The following is a 24,387-nucleotide window of genomic DNA, read 5'->3' as shown; positions in this document are numbered from 1 at the left end:
CTTCACCCTTCGGAGGGACGAGCTCCGCGAGTCCTCATCCCCATGCTCCACTCCCCTTTGGCCTCGTCAAACTCGGCCCTCCGATTTCACCCCTCCGCTCCACCCTTCGGAGGGACGAGCTCCGCGAGTCCTCATCCCATCGCACCACACCCCTGCGGCCTCGTGGAACTCGGCCCCTCCGATCTCACCCCTCCGCTCCACCCTTCGGAGGGACGAGCTCCGCGAGTCCGCAATCCCATCGCACCCCCCTCCATCCTCGTACTCAGCCCGAAGGGCGGTACTCGTCCTCGTCATCGTCCTCGACCCGCAGCCACACCGTATAAGCGTCGCCTCATGGCTGGCCCGATGGGTTCGATCCTGTTCGGACCTCCCATTCCGCATGCGAACTGGGCAGCGCGACGTCGAGCACGAGCACGAGCACGAGCACGAGCACGAGCACGAGTACGATTACGAGACCCGCTGCAAAGTCTGAGGTGCGCTGGCAGGGCGGGGACGTTGGGAGCAGAGGCTGGGTCGGCCTCTGTTGGGTGTGCACGCTTTAGCGTGTCGGGGCGGAGTCGTGAGGCTCACGCTGAAGCGTGTACACTCAACGGTCCCTCCGATCTCACCCCTCCGCTTCAGCCTTCGGAGGGACGAGCTCCGCGAGTCCGCAATCCCATGCTCCCCCCCCCCTGGAAGCTTCCCCTTCCATCGGCTCCCGGAAACCCGGAGGGTTTCCAGAGATTAGCCGGGGGTCGAGCCCGGCTCCGCGGGTTCGACCCCCGGTCAGAAGTCCCACCTCGCTCATGACCCCGTCAGGGGTCGCAGAACCCATCTCTCCAACCCGCAGGCACACCCTTTCGAGCATCATCGCCTCTGGAGGATTGAAGGCCCCGTCGCCCCGGTCGCATGCTGGAAGCCCGGCGGCGCAATCCGTCGTCCCATGATCATCCACCGCCTTATCCGCCATCATCTCCGGCATCGGGACGACGATGCCTTTTACGTGATGCAGGCGGAGGACGCGCTGCGGTGGATGCGGGAACAGGGAGTCGCCTTCGCGCCGGGCACCCGCGTGCTGGACCTCGGCTGCGGCAGTGGGATCTTCGGGGCCCAACTGCTCCCGTACGGGTGCGAAGTCACCTTCTCGGATTGCCATGAATCGCTGCGTCCGGAATGGCGGCAGCATCCCTTCCGGCGCCTGACCGTCGGCGAGGAGGATCTCTCGCTGCTGGGCGAATTCGATGTCGTGCTCTGCTCGAATGTGTTCGAGCACCTTGCCCGTCCGGACACCTTTCTGGCGCAGATGCACCGCATTCTCCGCCCGGGCGGTGTGCTGTTCCTGAGCTGGACCAACTGGCTTTCACCCTGGGGCGGACACGACTTCAGCCCGTTCCATTATCTCGGTCCGCGGGTGGGGCATCGGGTCTATGACTTCTTCCGGCCCGGCCGGCGCCAGCACATTCCCTATGCGGGTTTGTACCCCACCTACATCGGCCGGACGCTGCGGGACCTCCGCCGCCTGCCCCACGTGCGGGTCCGCGCCGTGGCACCCCGGTACTACACCGGGTTCGCCTGGATCATGCGCATCCCGCTGCTCCGCGAGTTCCTCGCCTGGAACTGCGCCGTCCTGATCGAACGGCCGGACGACCCGGACTCGCCGAGCCCGTCCCCCCAACGTGAAGCGAAGGAGTGAACTCGGAGGGCCGAGTTCCACGAGGCCGCAGGGAAGTGGAGCATTGGGATTCCGACTCGCAGAGCTCGTTCCTCCGAAGGGGGATGCAGGGTGGTGAAGCTGGACCCCGCGCCCGCATCAGCCCGAAAAGCCGGTGCTGCAATTCGGTCCGGGATGCCGTTTGATCCGGGGCACGCACCATGGCGTACGTCGATTTCATCAGCGTCCTGCACAAGCGCACCGCGCGGGATTACCTCGGCCGGGTCAATGAGTTTCCCAAGGCCGAGGCTGCCCGGATCGCCCGGCGGTTCGATCGCGACTACTGGGATGGCGACCGGAAGGTGGGGTATGGGGGGATGCGTTACGACGGCCGCTGGCGCCCGGTCGCGGAGGCCATGGCGCGGCATTACGGCCTGCAGCCCGGTCACCGGGTGCTCGACGTCGGCTGCGGCAAGGGCTTCCTCCTGCACGACCTGACCCTGGCGGTCCCCGGAATCGAGGTCCGCGGTCTGGACATCTCGCAGTACGCCATCGAGAACGCGAAGGAGGAGGTCCGGCCCTTCCTCGACGTCGGCCACGCGAAGGAACTGCCCTACGAGAGCGCCTCGTTCGATTTTGTCCTCTCGATCAACACGCTCCACAACCTCCACTGCTACGACCTCGACCGGGCCCTGCGCGAAATGCAGCGCGTCGGCCGCCGGCACCGGTACGTCTGCGTCGAGTCCTACCGGACCGAGGAGGAGAAGGTGAACCTTCTGTACTGGCAGCTCACCTGCGAAGGGTTCTACACCCCCGAGGAATGGGAATGGTGGTTCCAGCGGTGCGGCTACGAGGGCGACTGGTCCTTCATCTATTTCGAGTAACCCGCACCTCCCGGATCCACGCATGACCGAACTCACCCAGGAAGCCCAGTACCAGTTCCTCCTCGAACGCGAGCGCCAGCAGGGCCTCGAAACCCTCGGCCTGATGAGCAGCCAGGTCTGGCAGGACGACCCGCGCCGCCTTCTCTTCGTCCTCTCCCGCTACAAGTTCGTCGCCAAGATGTTCTCCGGCATGGGCAGGGTCCTCGAGGTCGGCTGCGCCGATGCCTTCGGCTCCCGCGTCGTCCGCCAGGAAGTCCCCGAGGTGGTGGCCACCGATTTCGATCCGGTCTTCATCCGCCGCAACCAGGCCCGGAACGACGGACGCTGGAATGTCACCTACCAGGTCCACGACATGCTCGCCGGGCCGCTCGGAGGGGACTTCGACGGCGCCTACGCCATCGACGTGCTGGAACACATCCCGCCCGAGGTCGAAGACCGTTTCCTGGAACATCTCGCGCGTTCGATCCGGCCCGAAGGCGCCGTGCTGCTGGGTTCGCCCTCGATCCATTCCCAGGCCTACGCCTCGGCGCCGAGCCGCGAGGGACACGTGAACTGCAAGGACGCCCCAGGCATGCGCTCCCTCCTCGAACGCCATTTCCATCGGGTCTTCCTGTTCTCGATGAACGACGAGGTGGTGCACACCGGCTTTCCGCCCCTCGCCCACTACCTCTGGGCCCTCGGCTGCCATCGCAAGGCAACGTGAGCGACGCAATCCTCGTGGTCGGCGGTGACGGTCGGCTTGGTGCGGCCCTGATCGAGGAAGGCCGCCGGCGCGGCCTGCCGATGGCCCACACCACCCGCCGCGACCCGGCGCCCGCCCCGTCCGGCTTTCATCTCGACCTCGCCCACCCGGTGTCGGACTGGCTCCCGCCCCGAGCCTTCCGGGCCGCGTTGCTGTGCGCAGCGGTCACCCGCCTCGAAACCTGCCGCTCCGACCCCGCGGGCACCCGCCGCATCAATGTCACCCACACCGTCGCCCTGGCCGAGTCCCTCGCCCGCGCCGGCATCTTCGTGGTCTTCCCTTCGACCAACCTGGTCTTCAATGGCTCCCGACCCCGTCCCGCTCCCGGGGATCCCCCGTCTCCCCAAACCGAATATGGGCGCCAGAAGGCCGCCGCCGAAGCGGCTCTCGCCGCACTGGCCGACGCGGTGGCCGTGGTGCGCCTGACCAAGGTGCTGCATCCGGACTGGGACCTGCTCCGGAACTGGATCGCCTCCCTGCGCGCCGGCCGGATCATCCGCCCGTTCTCGAACCGCGTGTGTTCCCTCATCCCCCTCGACCTTGCCATCCAGGGCCTGCTGACAGTGGCGCGCGAGGCGCGGGCGGGGGTCTGGCAGTTCTCCGCCGACGACGAGGTCACGTATGCGGAAATCGCGCGGCACCTGGCTCTCCGCCTGGGCACCGATCCCGCCCTCGTCGAACCCGTCGTCGCGGACCCGGTCGAGGACGCCCCGGCCCACGCCGCACTCGACGCCAGCCGCGCCCGACGCGAACTCGGATTGCACTTTCCCCCGTCGCTCGCTGCACTGGATCACGTTCTGTTTCCCGATGCCTGAATCCGCCCCCGCCGAACCCTTGAAGTGCCACGCCTGCGGCTCGCTCCATATCGAGGAGGCCGCCGCCTACGCCGCCTTTCACCGGGTCACCTCCGACTGCAAACCCTGGCCCCAGGGCGGCCGCCTCATCCGGTGCCGGGATTGCGGCCTCGTCCAGACCGCCGTCACCGATGCCTGGCGCGACGATGCCGACCGGATCTACCGCGATTACACGATCTACCACCAGAGCGGCGGTTCCGAACAGCGGGTCTTCGGCGGAACCGGCGGCGTCGGACAACCCCGTTCCGAACGCCTGATCCGTGCCTTCCGCCAGGCCGTGACGCTGCCACAGACGGGACGCCTGCTCGACATCGGCTGCGGCAACGGGTCGTTCCTCACCGCCTGGAGCCGTGCGGTGCCGGGCTGGGCCCTGACCGGCACCGAGGTCAACGACAAGTACCGTTCCCTCATCGAGGCCATCCCCGGCGTCGAACGATTGCATACCGGCCCCCTCCCCGAACTGGCGGGAGCCTACGACGTCATCTCCCTCATCCACGTCCTCGAACACATCCCCGATCCGGTGTCCTTCCTCGACGGCCTGCGGTCCCTGCTCCGTCCAGGGGGACTCCTCCTCGTCGAGGTGCCGGATTGCGGCCAGAACCCCTCCATGCTGCTGGTGGCCGACCACTGCTCCCACTTTGCACCGCCCCTCCTCGCAGGCGTGGTCGCCGCCGCCGGATTCGAGTCGGTCGTCGCCACCCACCAATGGGTCGCCAAGGAGGTGAGTGTCGTCGGACGCCGTCCCGTAGCGCCCGGGTCCACCCCGGCGCTGCGCCTGCCCGAAGACTCTTCCCGGGAAGTCTTCCAGGGCTGGACCTCGCTCGAAGCCATCCTCGCCCGGGTTCAGCCACTCGTCAGCCGGCCGTCATTCGGACTCTTCGGAACCGCCATCGCCGCCACCTGGCTCGACGCCCAAACCGGGGGGGCGGCACGCTTCTTCGTGGACGAGGATCCCACCCGGCACGGCCGCACCCACCTCGGCCGCCCCATCCTGGCCCCGTCCGACGTGCCTCCGGGCAGTACCGTCTTCGTCGCCCTTCCCGCCGTGCTCGCCGGTGAAGTGACGACCCGGCTTCGGAACGTCGGTCGCAACCTGGACATCGTGACCCCATGAACCGCGCCGTCTTCCTCGACCGCGACGGGGTCCTCATCGAGGACGTCCACCTGCTCACCGACCCACGGCAGTTGCGGCTGTTGCCGGGCGTGCCCGCGGCGTTGCGACGTCTGCGCGAGGCCGGCTTCCGGCTGATCCTCGTCAGCAACCAGGCCGTCGTGGCCCGCGGCCTCGCCAGCGAGGACGACGTCCGGCGCATCCACGATGCCCTCACAGGCATGCTGCGGGATTCCGGAGGTCCGCCGCTCGATGGCCTGTACTTCTGCCCGCACCATCCCGAGGCCACCGTCGAGGCGTACCGGCTGGACTGCGACTGCCGCAAACCGAGACCCGGGCTGCTGCTGCGCGGCGCCGCCGATCATGCCGTCGAGCTGACCGCCAGCTTTCTCGTGGGCGACCGCCTCACCGATGTCGCGGCCGGCGCACGGGCAGGGTGTCGCACCGTGCTGGTCGAAACCGGGCGCCACGCCGAACCCCTCATCGTGACCCGGGACCCGATCGCTCCCGGCCTCCGCCCGGACCACACCTGCAGCGGCCTGCCTTCCGCCGCCGACTGGATCCTCGATCCACCATGAAGGCCCTGGTCCTCTGCGCCGGATTCGGCACGCGGCTGGGATCGCTCACCCGCGACTGGCCCAAACCCATGCTGCCCCTCCGGGGTCATCCCCTGCTGGCCTACCTGCTCGCCCACCTCCAGTCCCAGGGCTTCCGCGATATCGCGGTGAATCTCCATTTCCGGCCCGAGATCATCCAGGACTGGTTCGGGGACGGCTCCCGTTGGGGCCTGCGCCTGACCTATTCGCACGAGGAACAGCTTCTGGGGACGGCCGGCGCCGTGCGGCGCCTGGCGGACTTCTTCCGCGGTGAGTCGTCCTTCCTCGTGCAGTACGGCGATGTGCTGACCGACCAGGACTTCAACGCCCTGATCCGGACCCACCGCGAAAAGCAGGCCCTGGCAACCCTCCTCGTCCACCACCGGGCCCGTTCGAACAGCGTCGTCAGTCTCGATCCCTCGGGCCGGGTGATCGGCTTCCTCGAACGCCCCGCCGAGGCCGAACGCCAGCAGGTCGCCTCGCCCTGGGTCAATTCGGGGATCTGCATCGGCTCCACCGAACTGCTCGAACAGTTGCCCGACCGCGCCCCCTGCGATCTGCCCCGCGATGTCTTCGCACCCCTCGTCGGTTCCGGCCGGCTCCACGCCGTGCCGCTCACCGGACGCCGCTGCGCCATCGATTCGCCCGAACGTCTGGCCGAGGCGCGGGCCCTCGTGGCCACACCCGATTGGCCCGTCATACCGCTGGTCCGGGACGGCGTCGCCCTTCCTCCCGATCTCGAATCCCATGCTTGAGTTCCGCCCCCTTCCCGATCGTCCCGTCCCGTCCCGGCCGATGCCGGACCCTCTGGATTCAAGACCCCAGCGCCCATGAGCCGACTGCGTGTCTCCATCGTCATTCCAAACTACAACCACGCGTCCCTCCTGCCGCGATGCCTCGACGCCGTCCTCGAACAATCGCGTCCGCCCGACGAAGTGCTGGTCCTCGACGACGATTCCACGGACCACAGCCTCGCCGTGATCGAGGACTACGCCCGCCGATCGAACCGGATTCGTGTCCTGCGCAACGAACGCAACCTCGGCGTCTGCGCCACCATCAATCGCGGTCTCGATGAAGTCACCGGGGACTACGTCGGGTTCCTCGCCGCCGACGACCGCGTGCTGCCCGGCATCTTCGAGCGCACCCTCCCCCTGCTCGAACGTCACCCCGGGGCCGGCGCGGTCAGCGGCCTCTGCGAATGGCGCTGCGAAGCCACCGGCCTGACCTGGTTCCAGGGCACCCGCATGCCGGCCGAGGCCTGTTACCTGTCCCCGGGCGACATGATCGGCCTCAGCCGTCAGGGAAGACTGTCCATCGCCGCCCAGCATGCCCTGTTCAAGACCCCGGCCCTGCGCGCCGCCGGCGGCTGGATCCCGGAACTCCGCTGGTTCACCGACTGCTTCAGCACCTGGGTTGTCGGGTTCCGGCACGGCGTCTGTCACGTGCCCGAGGTTCTCTCCGTGTTCCACACCTCGCCCACCTCCTACTACCATTCGGCGCGGTCCGGACGGGAACGCCGGGAAACGCTCGACCTCTTCCTCGATCTGCTCGGAGGCGCGACCTATGCCGACGTGGCGCCCGCCATCCGTGCCTCGGGCCTCGTCGGCAGCTTCGGCTGGCCCGCCTTGCGGGTGGCCCTCGGGCGGCGACGTCACTGGCCGTTCCTCACCCCCCCGTTCCTGCGTCACGCCCTCCGCCGCACCGCGGAAGTCGCCGGCCGCCGCATCCTGCCCCCCGCCCTCGCCCGCCTCGCCGCCCGCACCTTCTACGGCCGCCGCTCCCCCTCGCCCCCCCCAACCCCAACCCCGGGGTCACATCTCTGAATTTGACAATTGGACTTCCACACCCGGCTTCATCCGCCAAAACCCCAACCCAGGGGTCACATCTCTGAATTTGACAATTGGACTCCCATGCCCGGCGTCACCCGCCAATTGTCAAATTCAGAGATGTGACCCCGGCAGCCGCGTCGCCGGCAGGGGGCCGGCTCAGGGCGTACCAAGACGCAGGTACTCCCACAGGGCGCGGATCGTGCGCGGACCGTCGCCTCCGTACACGTCGCCCAGGGGACTGTCGCCGTGTTCATCGAAGTACTTCGGCATCGTGGTGACGGGGTCGATCGCCAGCGGATCCAGCATCCATCGCACGAAGAAGTCCGGGAGCAGCCGTGCCGCGCTGCGCGCAAAATCGATGCCGTAGGCATCGAAGACCGCGGTCGGCGCCTGCGACCCGATGGCGTGGCACGAGACGCAGGAAAACCCCGCCTCGGACGTCACCAGCCGCCGACCCACCTCCGCGGCATCCGGATCAGGCGGCGGTTCGACCGGCGACACCGGCGGCAGTCCGTGCCGTGCGGCCATCCCCTCGGCAAGACCCTTCGCGTAGGCCGGGAATGCCGGCATGCGTGTCGCAAGCCAGGGGCGTGCAGGATGGGCCACTTCGCCCGCCAGCAACTCGCGGACCCATTCGGGCCGCAGCTTCTCCCCGGTGTGGACCAGGTTCGGAATCCCTCCGCCCTGGTCATGGCACGCCCCGCAACGGAGCGTTTCGATCCAGCGGACCGCGTGTTCATCCGGCACGTGGCGCCCCAGGGAGGCTCGATCGGTGGTGGCCCAGGCCCGCAGCGCGTCGCGTTCCCCGGCGGTCAGTGCGTGGATGGGCGCCCGGTTTCCCCGGGGTCCGCCGTCGTCGTCGGCAAGACAGCCCCGGTTCCATGAGTCCGCGTGCAACGCGGACAGGGCGGGGGCGCGGTACGAGTTGATGATCGCCGCCTCGTGGCATGCCAGACATCCCCGCGTCTGCACCAGCGTCCGGCCCCGCTCCCGCAGCGCCGGGTCGGCGGACGGAACGGCGCCTCGCCCGGGCCCGGCCCCGTTCATCAGCCATGCGGCGAGGTGGTCCGCCTCGGCTTCGCTCAATCCGAAGTTCGGCATGCGCGTCCCGCGATGGTGAGCCTCGGGCCGCATGAGAAAACCCGCCAGCGCCCCGGGCTCGAACCGGGTCGCCACATCGTCGAGTGCGATCAACGAGAGATCCGTCGGTCCCTGCGGCACCGAATGGCACCCGTCGCAGCGGAGTTCCTTGAACAGGGTCTGCCCGACGGCGGCGTTCCCGGGGCGCGCCATGGGGGGCGGACCCTCGCGGAGCGAAGCCAGCCACGCGGCCATCGCCCGTGCCTCGGCGTCGCCTTCCGGCCCGTGGACAAGGCGCGGCATGGTCGCCCCCGGACGTTCCAGGGAGGCCCCGGCAATCCAACGGGCCATCCAAGCCTCGGACCGGCGGTTGCCGATATCCTGGAAGGTCGGTCCCGGCAGCGTCAGTTCCGGGACCGGTCGGTTCACGTCCGGTTCATGGCACTGACCGCAGCGACGATCGAGGAAGACCGCCCGGCCACGACGAATCCGTTCAAGGCGTTCGAAGTCCACGGGCAACTCCGGAGGAAGCAACGCCGTCGTCGGGATGGGCCCGGGCGTCACGCCGCGGCCCTGCCAGGACAAGCGCAGGCGCGCCTCGGTGACGGCATCGGTCCTGGCAAAGGTGGCCCGGAGCGTGTTGGGGCCCTGCCGAAGCCGCACCGGTTCGGACCACGGAGTGGGGCCGCTGGCGTCCGGCGCGGACAGCACCGTGGTCCCATTGAGTTCGAGGGTGAAATCGCCCAGAACCTCAGCCTGAAACCGGTACGTGCCGCGCAGATCCAGAACCAGACTTCCCGACCAGACGGCCTGAAACGGCCCCGGCGCCAGCCATGGGCTCGGAGTTGCCCCGGGGGCCACCCGCAGCCAGACGTTCGAGGCGACACGAAGATCGCGGTCCGAGCCGGCGGACAGTTCCAGCAGAAGTCCGGGACCGTCCGCGCCGCAGACGGGCGCGACGATGAGCCCGACCAGGATCTGGACCATCAGGTGCGTGAATCCGCGGGGACGCGCGCCGCGGGTCCGGGCCGGGTGGCGCACGCGATCGGGCGGCAGGGTGGGACCCGACCCGCCGCGCAGAGGCCGCGATCGCATGCGATTCGGGCGGCACGCTGGCGGATCGCTCCACGCAGGTTGACGGGAACTTCCGGGAAGGGCGCAGGGGGACTTCATCGGATCGGATCGCCGGACATCGGTGGAGGGGGCGCGTGACGTCGGTTTCGGGGAAGTTCACGCAGCAGGACCAGGCAGGAGATGGCAATCAGGGCGGCGGCGAAGTAGCCCAGGGTTGGCAGGGAAACCCGGCCGGCCAGCAGAAAGGCGGTCAGCGGGGCGAGAACCCCGCGCAACCCGGTGAAGAAGGTGTGGACCGCCATGTAGTCGGCGACCCGGTTGGGCGGGGCGAACTTGGTGACCCACAGGCTCCATGCCACGTCGCCGCCGGCGTTGGAAACGCCGTACACCAGCGATCCGACGACCAGTCCCGTCGGGCTGCCGGTGGTGAAGAAGGCGAGAATCCCCACCAGGAATCCAACGTTCAGCGTGACGCGCAGCGCGAAGAAGTTCATCCGGTCGAAGACCCAACCCCAGACCGGGCTCATCACCACCCGGGCGAGGTTCGGCAGGACCGCCGTGTACAGGGCGATGCGGTCGGCGGAAAGCTGCAGTCCGTACCGCTCATGCGCGAGGTACTCGACCCGCAGCGGCAGCATCATCAGGTTGGCGAACCCCATCAGCATCCACGCAATCAGCGTCCGCCGGAACACCGCGTCCTCGCGCACGAACCGCATCGCCCTCAACGGGTGTCGTCCGCCGTCGTCGTGGAGCGGCGCCGTCGGGCAGCGGCGCAACAGCTCTCCCGCCGCCAGGCAGGCCCCTGCGAAGACCACCAGCAGCCAGCGGAACCGCGCCATGTCCTCCGCCAGAAACAACCCGGCCAGTTTGGCGAACCCGGCCGCCGCAAGGATGCGGATCACGACCGTGCGCGAGAACAACCGGCCCCGCTCGGCGGCCGGGTAATTCTCCTGGTACATGTGGGTGAGCAGGGGCACCACCGCGGTGAAGGTGGCCATGGCGAGAACCGAACCGGCCACGAACAGCGGCAGCCTGGGAACCATCGCCAGCGCAAGGAACGACACGGCTCCCGCGTTGAGCAATCGCCGGGCAGCGTCCGAAGGACGCAGGCGCTTTCGAGCCACCCAGGCCACCACCAGGGGCGTCAGCAGAAGCCCCACACTGCTGCCGGCGGCAACCAGGGCCTTGGACCAGGCTCCCGCCTCGAACCAGCGCACGGCGATGAGGAGCAGGAAGGTGGTGCCGGCGGTCTCGAGGATTCCGCTGCTCAATGCCCGCCAACGCTCCAGCCGGTACGTCAAGGCCGTGCGTTCGGCGTCGTTCACCGGCTGACCCTAGGGCGCCCGCCCGCCCTCCCGCAATCCCTCCCCGGAAATCCGTGCCGTCACCAGTGCCTCCCGGAGTTGCGGGCAGAGGTGCGAACTCCGCCAAATGGCGCTTCGGAGGGCCGAGTTCCACGAGGCCGCAACGGTGTGGAGCGTTGGGTTGAGGACTCGCGGAGCTCGTCCCTCCGAGTCGCTGGCTCGGTACCGACAACTTGGGGATGCACCGTGCCGTCACCTGTCCGGTTCACGACCGCGTCGCGCCGTCCCCGCCGAGGCGCTGGCCAGCACCTGGCGCATCGCCGACAGCAGTTCGTCGGTCTTCAGCGGCTTGGTCACGTAGGCATCCATCCCCGCCTCGAAACACAGCTCCCGGGTGCCCTCCACGGCATCCGCCGTCACCGCCACAATCGGTATGCAGGCCCACGGCTGACGGCTGCGCCGAATCCGCCGTGTCGTCTCGAATCCGTCCATGCCGGGCATGTGACAGTCCATCAGCACCAGGTGGAACGGATGGGAATGGAGCGCATCGAGCGCCTTTGCGCCGTCGGACACCACCAGGGCGTCGATCCCCAGCTTGAGCATCAGGCGGCGGGCGAAGACCTGATTGGGCGGATTATCCTCCGCCACCAGCACGCGGAGTCCGGACAGATCCTCACAGGACCGCTCGCCCGAGTGCGCCAGCCTCGCCGGGCTCAACGCTGTCGGCCAGGCCGTCCCGCCCGGTACCAGCACGTCCCGCAAGGCGTGCAGCAGGTGGGATTGTCGGACCGGCTTCGTCAGCCACGCATCGAACCCGGCCCTCTGCAACCGCCCCGCATCCAGCAGCCGCGTCAAGGCCGTCAACAGAACCATGCGGGTTTCCTCAAGCCCCTTCTCCTCGCGCACGCTTCGTGCCAGCGAGAAGGCATCCATGTCCGCCAGGTCATGACTGACCAACACCACAGGAATCGGCCGGCGGCCGGCCCGGGCGGCCCGCAGGGCGGCCAGGGCCTCCGCGCCGGTGCTGGCATGAAGGCCGTTGATCATGCCCCAGGTTTCCAGGTGATGCCCCAGCATGCGGCGCGTGGCGGCGTTCGGTTCAACTAGCAGCACCTGAACGCCGGCAAACGACGCCACCAGGTCCGGTCCCGTTTCCTGGATCGTGGATTCGGGTCGGTCCAGCCGCACGGTGAACCAGAAGGTCGATCCCTCGCCCGGCTGGCTTCTGGCCCCGATCGTGCCTCCCATCAGATCGATCAGGCGCTCCGAGATCGCCAGTCCCACCCCGGTGCCACCGAACCGCCGCGAGGGCGAGGCATCCGCCTGGGTGAAGGGCTGGAACAGCCCGGCAACCATCCCGGCGTCCATGCCGATCCCGGTGTCCCGGACCTCGATCCGCACCTCGACACTCGCTCCCTCATCCCGGACCAGCCGCGCCTCCACCACCACTTCGCCGCGCTCCGTGAACTTGATCGCGTTGCCGACGAGATTGAGCAGCACCTGCCGGATGCGGTTCGGATCGCCGCGGAGATGGGCCGGCACACTTCGATGCACCAGGCACACGAGTTCGATCCCCTTCTCGTGGGCGCGGCCCGACGCCACCTCGACCGCGCTCTCGATGACCTGCCTCAGGTGCAGTTCCGTCCGCTCGACCACCAGGTTGCCGCTCTCGATCCGGGAAAGGTCCAACAGGTCATTGACGATCGTCAGCAGGGCCTCGCCGCTGGTCTGAACCGCCTCCGCCAGTTCCCGCTGCTGCGGCGTCATCGGCGTGTCCAGCAGCAGGCCGTTCATCCCCAGGATGGCGTTCATGGGGGTTCGCAGTTCGTGGCTCACATTGGCCAGAAAGGTGCTGCGGGCCCGGACCGACGCCGTCGCGGCCTGACTGGCCTTCCGTTCCTCCTGCAAGGCCCGGTCCAGCACCGCGGTCCGCGTTCGAAGCCGGGCGGCTGCCTCCGCAGTCCTCCGGGCGTGGCGGCGATGCAGAGCCCAGATCGTTGCGGCCAGCACCAGGCACGTTCCGGTGGCCAGCAGACATCCCGCCCGCCAACCCGCGGCCCCGGGAGTCGCGCTCCCGGTCCGGACGGGTTCAGCTCCCGCCCCGGTCACCGCCCCCAACCCGACCGCCAGCCAGACCCCCGCCCAGATTGCCATCGCCAGCCCCGATGCCCACGCCCGGCGACGGGAGGCGTCAGGCGTCCACGCCTTTCCCGCTGTCCGGTCCGGCGCCGTCCGGTTCGTTGCCCTTGCGATGCGAGCTTCCACGGTCGAAGCATCAGGTTTCCACGGCGATGGGCTCCCGGATGCCGGCGATGGTGGCGAAGTTGCGGATCTTCTCGATGATGACCGGTGTCAGCGTCCGGCCCGCGGGGACCAGGAGCGTGCCATCCTGCGTCTCCACCTGGGTGGCCAGCACCTGCCCCGGTTCGAGATCCCTCAACCGAAGGAGTCGCGTCTCGACCGGGCCGGTCGCCTCGGTCGGCAGCGGGGCATGAAAACACCGGGCCATCGCCTCGAGGACGCGCGGATCGTACAGGCCCTCCCGCTCGCGCAGGAGGAGCAGCCCGTTGCCCCGGGCCAGTCCGCGCGACTCCGCCTCGTGGAGATCGAGCAGGACGCGGAGAATGCGCGCCCCCAGGGGAATCTCCTCTCCCGCCACGTCATCGATCGGGAAGCCGCCGCCATCGTAGTTCTTCCGCTGGTACAGAATGGCGCGTGCCACCCCTTCGAGGCGGGGGATGGGCGCCAGGAGATCCGCACCGACCTGCGGCACGCGCTCGATCATCCGCCGTTCGTCCCCGCCCAGCCCGTGGCCTTCGCGCATGCGTTTGATGACCGGCTGCGGGATGGTCACAAACCCGATCTGCGAAAGCATGGCGGCGATCTCATACTCCCAGTAACTCGGCCGCCCCAGCGACTCGAGGAAACGGCGCACCTCCTCCCGCAGCACCTGGCCGAGCCCGAACGAGGCGGGATCCACCATCGACAGGATCTCGGTCAGGGTCTTGACCGAGCCGTGCAGGGTGTTCTCGAGCAGTTCGCGCTCCGCCCGTACCAGCCGGTGCTGCTGGATCGCCGCCCGCAGCGCCTCCTCGAGCGTCTCGGCGGCGCAGGGCTTGGTGAGGAACCGGAAGATGCGGCCCTGGTTCACCGCCTCGGCCGCCGTCCGCTGCTCGCCATTGCCCGTCAGCATCAGCCGCACGGTGTCGGGGTACCGGTCCGCCACCATGGAAAGGAGTTCGATCCCGGACAGCCCCGGCATCTGCATGTCCGCCACGATCACACCATAGGGCCCCTGGGCCTCGAACAGACGCAGCGCCTCCTCGCCCCCCGAGGCGGTCTCGATGGGAAACGATTTCCGCAGGGCCCTTTGATACCCCGCCAGAATGTTCGGGTCGTCATCGACACAGAGGATCCGTTGACTGCTCATGGATGGTTTCGCGGTGCCGGGTTTTGAAGGACGGCGCGCCAGTGCCCGGCCCGGGCCGCGCACCCGATGGCTTCCAGGTATTCGGAGTCCAGGTTCCCCCGCAGCATGGCCGCGACGCCGTTCACGGGCTTTGCCAGCAGGTTGGCGGCGTGGACCGCGGCCAGCGGTCCGAAGGCCCGGGTGGGCGACGACTGCGGGGCGTGATGCAGGGCGATGGCCTCCACCACCGGAGCGGGGAGACCCCAAAGGCCGAGAAGGTACCCTCCAACGTCGGCGTGGGACGCCCCCAGCACCCGGGTCTCCGCCTCCCACAACGCAATGGATTCCTGCTCCGCCAGGCGCCGCGCAAGCGCGCACTCGTCGGGGACGTTGCACATCAGGATCAACTTGCCGACATCGTGCAGCATGCCCGCCCCGAAGGCCTCCTCCTCGATGTGCCGGCCGGCGGCCTCCGCCCCTGCGATCGTCCTGGCGGCGCCCGCCACCTCCAGACTGTGACTCCAGAGTTGCCCCATGAACTCCGCCGGAACGGACGTCCCCTCGTACTGGGCAAACGCATGCATCGTCAGCACCAGGGACTTGATGGTCTCGATCCCGAGGTAGGACACCGCTTCCGCCGGGCTGGCGATGGGACGGCCAAGTCCGAAGAACGCCGAGTTCACCAGCTTCAGCATCTTCGCCGTCATCGCCACGTCCTTGGCGACCACCGCCGCCACATCGTCGGTGCAGACTTCCGGATCGCGCAGGCGGTCCACGATCTCGACATACAGGGACGGGAGGCTCGGGAGGTGCTCCAGGCGCCCGACCAGTCGCCCCAGGGCGTCGCCGTGCAGTGTCCCCGCCAGACGCCGCGCCCGTTCGATGGTGGTCCGCAGCGCGTCCGGGTCGCAGGGCTTCGATAGAAACTGGTGCGTGGATCCGACGCAGCGCATCACCATGTCCTGATCGGCATGGCCCGAGAGGATGAATCGCAGCGTCTCCGGATGGCGTTCCCGCACCCGGTTGAGAAGCGACGCGCCGTCCATGCCGGGCATCCGCATGTCCGACACCACCACGTCGAAGGATTGCTGATCCATGCGCGCCATGGCCTCGTCGCCGCTCTCGACAAAGGTCATGTCCCACTCATGACGCTGGCTGCGGAGCATCCGCTGCAATCCCTGGAGGATGAGCGGCTCGTCATCGACAAACAGCACCCGGGTTTTCATGGACGCAGGCTCAGGGTTCCCTCGTCCGCCACATGGAGCGGCAGGAGGATGATGAAGGTCGTTCCACGTCCGGATTCGGTCTCGAACCGGATGGAGCCCCCGTGCTTCTCGACAATCACCGAATGCGCGATGGCCAGACCCTGGCCGCTCCCCCGTCCGACCTCCTTGGTGGTGAAGAACGGCTCGAACACCCGTCCCCGCGCCTGTTCCGGAATGCCGGTTCCGGTGTCCTCGACGCGCACCTCCGCAAAATCGCCGGCCCGCCGCGTCCGGACGGTGATGGTTCCCTTGGCGCCGCCCCGCTCCTTCATGGCGTCCCCAAGGGCGTGGGCGGCATTGACCACCAGGTTCAGGATCACCTGGTTGAATTCCCCGGGCAGACAGGGCACGCACGGGAGCCCGGGATCGAAGTCCGTCACGATCTCCGCCACATACTTCCACTCGTTGCGCGAGACGGTCAGCGTGCTGTCGATCGCCCGGTTGAGGTCCGTCGGCGTCTTGTCCTCGCCGCCGGGATGCGAGAAGTCCTTGATGGCCCGGACGATCGTCGCCACGCGCGTGACCCCGTCGAGGGACTGCCGGAGGGCCGTGGGGATCTCCTCAATCAGATACGGGATGTCGGCCCGGGCGACCCATGCGCCGACTTCGTCCAGCAACGCTTTCGGGACCGGACTGCCCGTTTGAACCGCCTCGAAAAGGCGCCCGTACGCCTCCAGCGCCGAACGCAGGTCCTCGAAGGAATCCTTCAGGAACCGGATGTTGTCCCCAATGAACTGCGTCGGCGTGTTGATCTCGTGCGCAATCCCGGCGGCCAGCTGCCCAACCGCCTCCATCTTCTGCGAGTGCCTGAGCTGAACCTCGATCCGCCTGCGTTCACGGTCCGCCTCCACCCTGTCCGTGATGTCCACAAACATCCCCTGAACCCCGCACACCTCCCCGTTGCCGCCCAGCAGCGGATGCTTGGTCACTTCCACCACAATCCGACCGCCTCCGGGTTCCGTATGCTCCTCCACGGTGACCAGCGGCCGCCGCGTCTGCATCACCCGCTGGTCGTCCGCGGAGAACTTCGACGCCAGCGCCGCCGGGAAAAGGTCGGCATCCGTGTGACCCAGGATTCCTTCCCGGGCCAGTCGAAGGGTCTCGCAGAACTGCCGGTTGACGAAGGTGAAGCGCCCGGCCCGATCCTTGCGGAAGACGCTGTGCGGCAGCGTCTCCATCAGGGATCGATACAGCGCATCCGAGGGCGCTTCGACGGCCCCGCCCGGCACCTCGGCACCTGGCGCACCCATCACGTCCGTCAGGCGGGTCGGAGGAAGGTTGGGTGCCGCGATCATGGTCGTCGAGGCGCCTCTCCGGCGCCGCATGGCGACGCCCACCCCGGGGTTCCGGGACGGTCCTGCGCCAAGGGGACTATCGGTCCGGATTCCGGCATCCTTTAACCCGCTCCACTTGGTCCCCTCGCCTCCTCCAGGTCGTCAGCCCCGGCATACGGATTCAAGCTTCGCACCTGACGTACCGATAGACCCTTCGAGCCGTCCCCGGCGTGCGGCACAGCACCCGCGGCTCAGGGTGGGTCATCAACCGCCCCTCCCATGCCTGAATCCCTGTCCATCGACGATCGCCCGCCCCGCCCCACCCTGGCGCCGACCCGTTCGCATCCCTCCTGACTCATGGCGCCTCCGATCGCTCAGGACTCCGCCTCCGACACCCGGGTACTCGTCGTCGGTCCCGCACCGGAAACCGTCGCCCTCCTGAAGGGTGCCGGCATCGACACCGAGGCCGCTCCGGCCAGCAACGCCGCCTTGGACCGCGCCCGGGCATGGCGTCCCGACCTGGTCCTCGTCGAACCCGACGCCCCGGACTTCCCCTGCGTCCAGTTCGTGGCCGCCCTCAAGTCCGACCCACGCCTTGCCGGTGTCTTCGTCGTGTTCCTCGCCGCCCCGGCCGTTCCGGCGGAACGACTGGTCCCCCTCCTGGATGCCGGCGCCGATGGCTCCGTCAGGCGTCCCGTCTCCGACACCGAACTGCTCGCCTGCATCCGGGTCTTCCTGCGCCAGAAACGCACGGCCGACAGCCTTCGCGACACCCGTCGCCTCCTGGAAACCGCCCAGCGCATTGCCCAGGTGGGCAGTTGGCAACGTCACTTCGGCGACAACCGGCTGGTCTGGTCGGAGGAGATCTATCGCATCTTTGGCGTCGATCCCGATGCCCCCACAGAGGCCGGTTCCGATGCCTTCTTCTCCCGCGTCCATCCGGACGACCGGGACCAGCTCCTGGCCGCCCGCGAACGCGCCCTGCGCGGCGATGGACCCCTGGATCTCGAACACCGCATCGTCCGGCCGGACGGCGATGTCCGGCACGTCCATGAACGGGCGGTGCTCATCAAGGACCCCTCCGGCCGCGCCGTCGCCCTGGCCGGGACGGTTCAGGACATCACCTCACGCAAGCGCCTCGAGCAGGAGGTCCTCCGGGCCCGGCGATCCGAGAGCATCGGCACCCTCGCCACCGGCATCGCCCACGATCTCAACGGCATCCTCTCCCCAATCCTGCTCGGCCTGGGCCTGCTCGACACCGAACTCACCGAACCCAGGGCCCGGCAGATCCTCGACACCATCGCCGATTGCGCCCGTCGCGGCGTGGACCTCGTCAACCAGGTGCTTTCGGTCGCCCGCGGTGTCCCGGGCCGGCGCATCGAGGTCCGCCTGGATCGATTGATCCGGGACATCCAGAGAACCGCCCGCGAAGCCTGCCCCTCATCCGTTGCCATCCACGCTGTGCTCGACCCGAACCCCTGGTCCGTGCTGGGGGATCCCGCCCAACTGCACCAGGTCCTGCTCCATCTCTGCCTCAACGCCCGCGACGCGATGCCCGAGGGCGGGCGATTGCACCTCCGCGTCCGCAATACCGACATCGACGCGGCCTACGCCGCCATGAACCTCGATGCCAGGACCGGACCCCACGTGGTCGTCGAGGTCGAGGATACCGGCACCGGCATCGCCACCGCCGACCTGGATCGCGTCTTCGAACCGTTCTTCACCACCAAGGAAATCGGTGCCGGCACCGGACTCGGCCTCTCCCTGGCACTGGCCATCGTCAAGAGCCACGGAGGCTTCATCCGGGTGTACAGCGATCGGGACATCGGCACCCGGTTTCGCGTCTATCTCCCCGCCCACCTCTCCCCATCCGCCGATGCCCCAGGCTCGACCCGCTTCGAACCCCTGCCGCAAGGCAACGGGGAAACCATCCTGGTGGTCGATGACGAACCCATCATCCGCCAGGTCACCGCCCAGACTCTCCAAGCCTTCGGCTACCGCGTCCTCACCGCCGCCAACGGTGCGGAAGGCGTCTCCCTCTTTGCCCAGCAGTCCCCCTCGTCCATCGCCCTCGTCCTCACGGACATGATGATGCCCGTCATGGACGGTCCAGCGATGATCCAGGTCCTCCGGCGCATCCACCCCGCGGTTCGGGTCATTGCCGCCAGTGGCATCACCGGGGGGGAAAACGTTGACCGGGCCAACGCCGTCGGAGTGCAGCACTTCCTCGCCAAGCCCTACTCGGCGGAAACGCTCCTGACCGTCCTCCGCAATGTGCTGACCGCAGGCCACCCGCCAGCCCAGGCGTGAAATCTCGAACCCGCGGCATCTCCGCGAAGAGTCCCACCCCAGGCTCCGCCCTACCGCCGGACATCCATGGCGTGAACCCGCCGGGCCGGCTCTGACTTCGCGCCCTACCGCAGGTTCAGCGCGATCTCCTTCTCGATCTGCGCCGCCAGATCGATGTCGGTCCCGCCCCCCTGCCGTCGCGCCTGCACGGTCACTCCGGTCAGGTTCGGTTGCAGCTCGGTCAGGCCCACATAGACCGTCCGCGTGTCCACCCGGCCCACCAGGACGCGGTTCACAATGTCGTCGCTCACCAGTTGCCCGTTGTACGCCAGGACCCGACGCGCCGCCTCCTGCACCTTGTCCACCGAACGCTCGTACTGCCCGCTGATCCGGTCCTTGCCGAAGGGCACCCCTGCCCGGGAGCGGTCGTCGAGCGTCCTGTAACAGCCGGTGGCCGTGGTCAACAAGGCGATCAGCAGCACGCAAGCGGCCGCAAAATTCTTCATGGGCCAGATGCAAACAAAAGGCCCGCAACCCTTCAAGGGGCAAACCGCCCGGTCCCGTCCGGCCGTGCATCCCGGAGTTGTCGGTAGAGGCGCGAACTTCGCGAAGCATCGCCTCGGAGGGCCGGGTTCCACGAGGCCGCAACGGTGTGGAGCGTTGGGTTGTGGACTCGCAGAGCTCGTCCCTCCGATTTGCTGCCTCCTCACCGACAACTTGGGGATGCACCGCGTTCGGTGTCCCGGCTTCAGCCGGCCGCAACCCTCCACCCGTCCCATCCCACCACCTCGCGCATCGCTCCCCTCCAATCCCCAGCACGCTACGGTGTGGCCCCCCAACCGCCAGCCTCCATGGCCCCTCCCTGGACCCCGCAGTGCTCCCCTTGCCCCCTCCCCGGCCCCCATCGCCTCAGCGCGGCCCGAAGGGTCTCGATCCGCACGGGTTTGCACATGTAATCGTCCATTCCCGCACGCAGGCAGCCGTCCCGATCTCCCGGCATCGCGTTGGCCGTCAGCGCGATCACCGGCACCCGCCCCGCGCCCCGCGTGGCCTCGATCGCCCGCCACCGCCGTGTGGCCTCGAATCCGTCCATCTCCGGCATGTGGCAGTCCATCAACACGATGTCGTACCGCCGTGCCGCCAACCGCTCCAGCACCTCGACACCGCTGGACGCGGCCTCGACGGCGCAGCCCAGCTTGCTCAACTGCCTCAAGGCGACCTTCTGGTTGACCGCGTTGTCCTCGGCCAGCAGGACGCGAAGTCCGGCCTCCGGACCCGGCTCGTCGGCGGGTCCGGCTGAAACCCCGACGTCCCCCGGTCTCAAATCGGCCAGCGCCCCGGCCAACGTCTCCAGCAAGGTCGAATACCGGATCGGTTTCGTCATCCAGGCATCCGATCCGTCCTCCCCGGGACGCAAGGACCGGGTCCGCTGCCCCAGCGGGGTCATCGCCACCAGCCGAACCTGCTGCCCGACCAAACCGTCCCGTCGGACGGCCATCACCGCCTCCCGCTCGGTCTCCAGCACGTTGTCATCCATCAGGATCAACCGGTACGGGTCGCCGAGCCGCGACGCCTCCCGCACCTGCGCGGCGACGGCCCGACCGTCGGGAACGGCGCTGTCGCATCGCAAACCCGCTTCGCGCAGCCACGACGCCAGCGCCTCCCGCTGCCCGCCGTGGGATTCGATCACCAGCACCCGGACTCCTTGAAGGGCGTTCGCGGCGTCCGTGGAAGCCACGGCCATCCGCTTCGGGAGGCGTGCCGTGAACCGGAAGGTGGATCCCCGCCCGACCTCGCTTTCCACACCGATCTCACCGCCCATCATGGTCACCAGCCGCCGGCAGATCGCCAGGCCCAGACCGCTGCCCCCGAAACGCCGTGTCGTCGAGTTGTCCGCCTGCTCAAACGCATGGAACAGCCTCGCCTGCGCCTCAGGGGCAATGCCCATGCCGGTGTCCCGGACGGCGAACCCAAGCGTCACCTCCGACTCCGAATCCTCGACCGTCGTCACTTCAAGCCACACATCCCCGCGTGACGTGAACTTGATCGCATTGCTCAGAAGGTTCAGAAGCACCTGCCGCAATCGGCCCGGATCGCCCCGCAGCGCCGTCGGAATCTCGCGCCCCAGGCGATGCCACATCGCCAGCCCCTTCTCCCGGGCCCTCGCCGCCACCAGGTCGAGCGTGCCTTCCAGCACCTGTCGCAGATCGAAGTCCTGATCCTCGAACGAGAGCTTTCCCGCCTCGATTCGCGAGAAATCGAGGATGTCATCCAGGATCTCCAGCAGGGCCTCGCCGCTCTCCTTCACCGTCTTCGCAAACTCGCGCTGGTCCGGTCCCAGCGGCGTTTCGAGCAGAAGATGGCTCATCCCGATCACCGCGTTCATGGGGGTCCGGATCTCATGGGACATGTTGGCCAGGAACTGGCTCTTCGCCTGGTTCGCCGACTCCGCCGCCAGCCGCGCCTGCTCGGCCTCCTGCTCCGCCCGCTCGCGCACCGACACCTCTTCCCGCAGCGCCTGCGTCCGCTCCTGCACCGCCTTCTCGATCCAGGCCTGGCGCCTCCGCCATCGATGGACCTGCCAGCGATGCGCTCCCAGTCCGGCCCCCATCACCGCAAGCGTCGCCAGCACGTAAAAGGCCGGCGTCTCGTGGAACCGCGGTTCCACCCGGAAGATCCATTCCGTCCCCTCCTTGTTCCAAAGCCCGTCATCGTTGCACGCCATCACCTGGAACCGATAGTGCCCCGGTCGAAGGTTCGTGAAATAGGCCGTCCGCCGCGATCCCACCTCCACCCAGTCCCGGTCAAACCCCACCAGCCGGTACCGGAATCGAACGGCCGAAGGATCCCGAAAGCTCAGCGCCGTGTAGTCGAACTCGAGCCGTTCCGTGCCCGGCGGCAGCACCGCCTCGCTGACCGATCCGCCCCCGCCGCTCCAATCCGTTCCGTCCACGCGGACGTCCGTGATCTGCACGGCCGGCGGCACCCGATTCGGATGGATGCGCGCCGGGTCCACCACCGCCACACCCTTGATGGTCGAGAAATACAGGCGGCCGTCCCGGCCCAGCAGCCCGGCCGGACTGAACGCACCGGTGCACTCCGCCGTGGCCATCCCATCGGCCAGGCCCAGACGCAGGGGCTGCACTTCCGTCCGCTCCCCGCGAGCCACCGCCAGCAGGCCGTCCCGGGACACCCGAAGGATCCCCTGCTGGGTCCCCAACCACAGGAACGCACCCTGCTCGATGATCTGGTACACCACGTCGGAAATCAGCCCCTCCGCCGCCCCGAAGGCGTGGAACCGCCCGTTCCTCCAGATCGCCAGGCCCTTGCCCGTTCCGACCCAGAGTCGTCCCTCCCCGTCCAGAAACAGTGTTCGCACCCCCTCGTTGGGCAATCCGTCGTCCCGCCCATACCGACGAAAGCGACCTTCCTCCCCGCGGAACAACCCGTCCCCATTGGATCCGGCCCATACCCCCCCAACCCCATCCTCCACGATCGACGTGATGAACTTCCCGGTCAGCCCCTCCCCCAAACCAAAATGCTCGAACCGCCCGTCCCGCAAATGGCTCAATCCGCTGTCATACGTCCCGATCCACAAACCGCCCGCCCGATCCTCGTACAGCGACAGCACCACATCGTCCCGCAGTCCCGTGCCGGCCCGCCAGGTCTCGACCTGGTCGCCCTCGATCCGCAACAGTCCGTCCCCCCACGTCCCCGCCCACAACACCCCGGATCGATCCCGCAACACCGACCAGACGCACCGATCCCGGGCCGGTTCGAGCGGGGTCGCCCGACCGCCCCGGAGCACGTCGATCCCGCCGCAGTTCAATCCGGCCAGGATCGACCCGTCCGAGTCCTCCCACAGCGACATCACCACGTCGTGCCTCAGGCCGTCCCGACGGGTCAGCATGGTCACCCGCCGCTCCTTCAACCGCACCAGCCCTCCCGCCCACGTCCCCACCCATACGCTTCCCTCGTGGTCCTCGAAAAGTGTCCGCACCTTCGTCTGCAGCAGGTCGGCGTGAGCCTCGGCCCCAATGACCCGCCCGTCGTTCCAACGCCGCAACCGGTTGTCCAGATCCGTCCACAAGGTGCCCCCATACCCCCCGCGATAGTATCCAACCTGGCCCGAAGGATCGATCCGGTACACCCCTTGCGGCAGCCGCAGCCAGCGGAACTCCCCGCTGTCCTCCCCGCTGTCCTCCCCGCTGTCGCCCAGCAACTCGGCGCCGCCATGCGTGTCGGGATCGTCCGCCTCGAACCGCGTCCAGCGACCGTCCCGCAGCATCCCCAGCCACCGTGGCCCGCTCACCCAGAGGTTGCCCTGGGCATCCGAGCCGAGCCCATGAAACTCCTCCCCGGGAAATCCCCGCTCCCTGCCCAGGCGCTCCTCGACCCGCCCGGCCACCACACGGTTCAATCCCCCCAGGGTCGCCACCCAGATCTGCCCCCGCTCATCCTCGTGCACGGACCTCACCACGTCGTGAGCCAGCCCCTCCGCCGTCGTCAGACTCGAAAACGCCCCCTCCGCGTACCGCATCAATCCGCCCCCCTCCGTCCCGATCCACAACACCCCGGCCCGGTCCTCGGTCAGACACAGAATCCGTTCGCTGCTCATTCCCGGATGCGCCTCCTGCCGGAATACCGTGAACCGCTTCCCATCAAACCGCGCCAGACCGTTGAAGGTCCCAATCCACAGAAATCCATCCCGCGTCTGCAGGATCGAGGTGACCGTGTTCCCGGGCAGGCCGTCCTCGGTGGTCCAGACCTCCCCGAGGTAGGGCACCTCATGCGTCTCGCCCGCATCGCACCGGACCGTGGCGGCCGCTGCGACCAGGCTGGCGACGGCGATCCCGCACCCCCAGCGCCACGCGGTCTCGCCAACGCGGGTCCAGGCGACCCGGCCCATGCCAGGAAACCCCCTCATGGCGACTCCGGACCCTCGGTGGCGGTGAACCACACCGACCCGCACCCCTCGGGCGCGGACGGCACGACAATGCGCTGAACCATCCCCACCCCTTCGCTATCGGCATGCGGCCGAACCCA

17 protein-coding genes are annotated in these 24,387 nt (G+C 68.5%); 9 read left to right on the top strand and 8 right to left on the bottom strand.

Features of this window, described 5'->3' with window-relative positions:
- Window positions 1-922 precede the first annotated feature (922 nt).
- From KF833_07450 to KF833_07415, 8 genes are all read left to right on the top strand, one after another.
- Window positions 923-1,672 carry a class I SAM-dependent methyltransferase gene (locus tag KF833_07450; GenBank protein ID MBX3745130.1) on the top strand — a complete coding sequence of 250 codons (750 nt, stop codon included), beginning with the start codon at window positions 923-925 and terminating at the stop codon, window positions 1,670-1,672.
- A gap of 179 nt (window positions 1,673-1,851) precedes the next feature.
- Entirely contained in the window at window positions 1,852-2,514 is a 663-nt protein-coding gene (locus KF833_07445; GenBank protein ID MBX3745129.1) for a class I SAM-dependent methyltransferase, read from the top strand.
- A gap of 22 nt (window positions 2,515-2,536) precedes the next feature.
- Entirely contained in the window at window positions 2,537-3,217 is a 681-nt protein-coding gene (locus KF833_07440) for a class I SAM-dependent methyltransferase (protein ID MBX3745128.1), read from the top strand.
- Window positions 3,214-4,071 (top strand): sugar nucleotide-binding protein, encoded by an 858-nt coding sequence (locus KF833_07435; protein MBX3745127.1) that lies wholly within the window; start codon window positions 3,214-3,216, stop codon window positions 4,069-4,071. Before KF833_07440 ends, KF833_07435 begins: the two co-directional genes overlap by 4 nt.
- Complete coding sequence (locus KF833_07430) at window positions 4,064-5,224, top strand: class I SAM-dependent methyltransferase (protein MBX3745126.1); 1,161 nt, start codon at window positions 4,064-4,066, stop codon at window positions 5,222-5,224. The genes KF833_07435 and KF833_07430 overlap by 8 nt, the downstream gene beginning before the upstream one ends.
- Window positions 5,221-5,799 (top strand): HAD family hydrolase, encoded by a 579-nt coding sequence (locus tag KF833_07425; GenBank protein ID MBX3745125.1) that lies wholly within the window; start codon window positions 5,221-5,223, stop codon window positions 5,797-5,799. The genes KF833_07430 and KF833_07425 overlap by 4 nt, the downstream gene beginning before the upstream one ends.
- On the top strand, window positions 5,796-6,572 hold the full coding sequence (locus KF833_07420) for a nucleotidyltransferase family protein (protein MBX3745124.1): 777 nt from the start codon (window positions 5,796-5,798) through the stop codon (window positions 6,570-6,572). Before KF833_07425 ends, KF833_07420 begins: the two co-directional genes overlap by 4 nt.
- 75 nt (window positions 6,573-6,647) lie before the next feature.
- Window positions 6,648-7,640: a glycosyltransferase family 2 protein gene (locus KF833_07415; GenBank protein ID MBX3745123.1), complete on the top strand. Its 993-nt coding sequence runs from the start codon at window positions 6,648-6,650 to the stop codon at window positions 7,638-7,640.
- A 162-nt stretch (window positions 7,641-7,802) separates the two neighbouring features.
- Here the strand turns inward: KF833_07415 and KF833_07410 are convergent, their stop codons facing one another.
- From KF833_07410 to KF833_07385, 6 genes are all read right to left on the bottom strand, one after another.
- Window positions 7,803-9,821 (bottom strand): c-type cytochrome, encoded by a 2,019-nt coding sequence (locus tag KF833_07410; protein ID MBX3745122.1) that lies wholly within the window; start codon window positions 9,819-9,821, stop codon window positions 7,803-7,805.
- 74 nt (window positions 9,822-9,895) lie between these two features.
- Window positions 9,896-11,125, bottom strand: a complete 1,230-nt coding sequence (locus KF833_07405) for an MFS transporter (protein MBX3745121.1) — start codon at window positions 11,123-11,125, stop codon at window positions 9,896-9,898.
- A gap of 231 nt (window positions 11,126-11,356) precedes the next feature.
- Complete coding sequence (locus KF833_07400; GenBank protein ID MBX3745120.1) at window positions 11,357-13,369, bottom strand: response regulator; 2,013 nt, start codon at window positions 13,367-13,369, stop codon at window positions 11,357-11,359.
- A 10-nt stretch (window positions 13,370-13,379) separates the two neighbouring features.
- Window positions 13,380-14,534 (bottom strand): response regulator, encoded by a 1,155-nt coding sequence (locus KF833_07395; GenBank protein MBX3745119.1) that lies wholly within the window; start codon window positions 14,532-14,534, stop codon window positions 13,380-13,382.
- Window positions 14,531-15,739, bottom strand: coding sequence for an HDOD domain-containing protein (locus tag KF833_07390; protein ID MBX3745118.1), 1,209 nt, complete (start codon window positions 15,737-15,739; stop codon window positions 14,531-14,533). The genes KF833_07395 and KF833_07390 overlap by 4 nt, the downstream gene beginning before the upstream one ends.
- Window positions 15,736-17,073, bottom strand: coding sequence for a PAS domain-containing protein (locus tag KF833_07385; protein MBX3745117.1), 1,338 nt, complete (start codon window positions 17,071-17,073; stop codon window positions 15,736-15,738). Before KF833_07385 ends, KF833_07390 begins: the two co-directional genes overlap by 4 nt.
- 336 nt (window positions 17,074-17,409) lie before the next feature.
- Between KF833_07385 and KF833_07380 the strand changes: the two genes are divergently transcribed.
- On the top strand, window positions 17,410-19,362 hold the full coding sequence (locus tag KF833_07380; GenBank protein ID MBX3745116.1) for a response regulator: 1,953 nt from the start codon (window positions 17,410-17,412) through the stop codon (window positions 19,360-19,362).
- 104 nt (window positions 19,363-19,466) lie between these two features.
- Here KF833_07380 and KF833_07375 read toward each other — a convergent pair whose 3' ends face one another.
- Together KF833_07375 and KF833_07370 are read right to left on the bottom strand one after the other, a co-directional pair.
- Window positions 19,467-19,847, bottom strand: coding sequence for a hypothetical protein (locus KF833_07375; GenBank protein ID MBX3745115.1), 381 nt, complete (start codon window positions 19,845-19,847; stop codon window positions 19,467-19,469).
- A gap of 314 nt (window positions 19,848-20,161) precedes the next feature.
- On the bottom strand, window positions 20,162-24,268 hold the full coding sequence (locus tag KF833_07370) for a response regulator (GenBank protein MBX3745114.1): 4,107 nt from the start codon (window positions 24,266-24,268) through the stop codon (window positions 20,162-20,164).
- Window positions 24,269-24,387: the final 119 nt, after the last annotated feature.

The organism is Verrucomicrobiia bacterium, from assembly GCA_019634625.1.
GTDB lineage: Bacteria > Verrucomicrobiota > Verrucomicrobiia > Limisphaerales > CAIMTB01 > CAIMTB01.
This window is presented reverse-complemented; position numbering and strand designations above follow the sequence as displayed.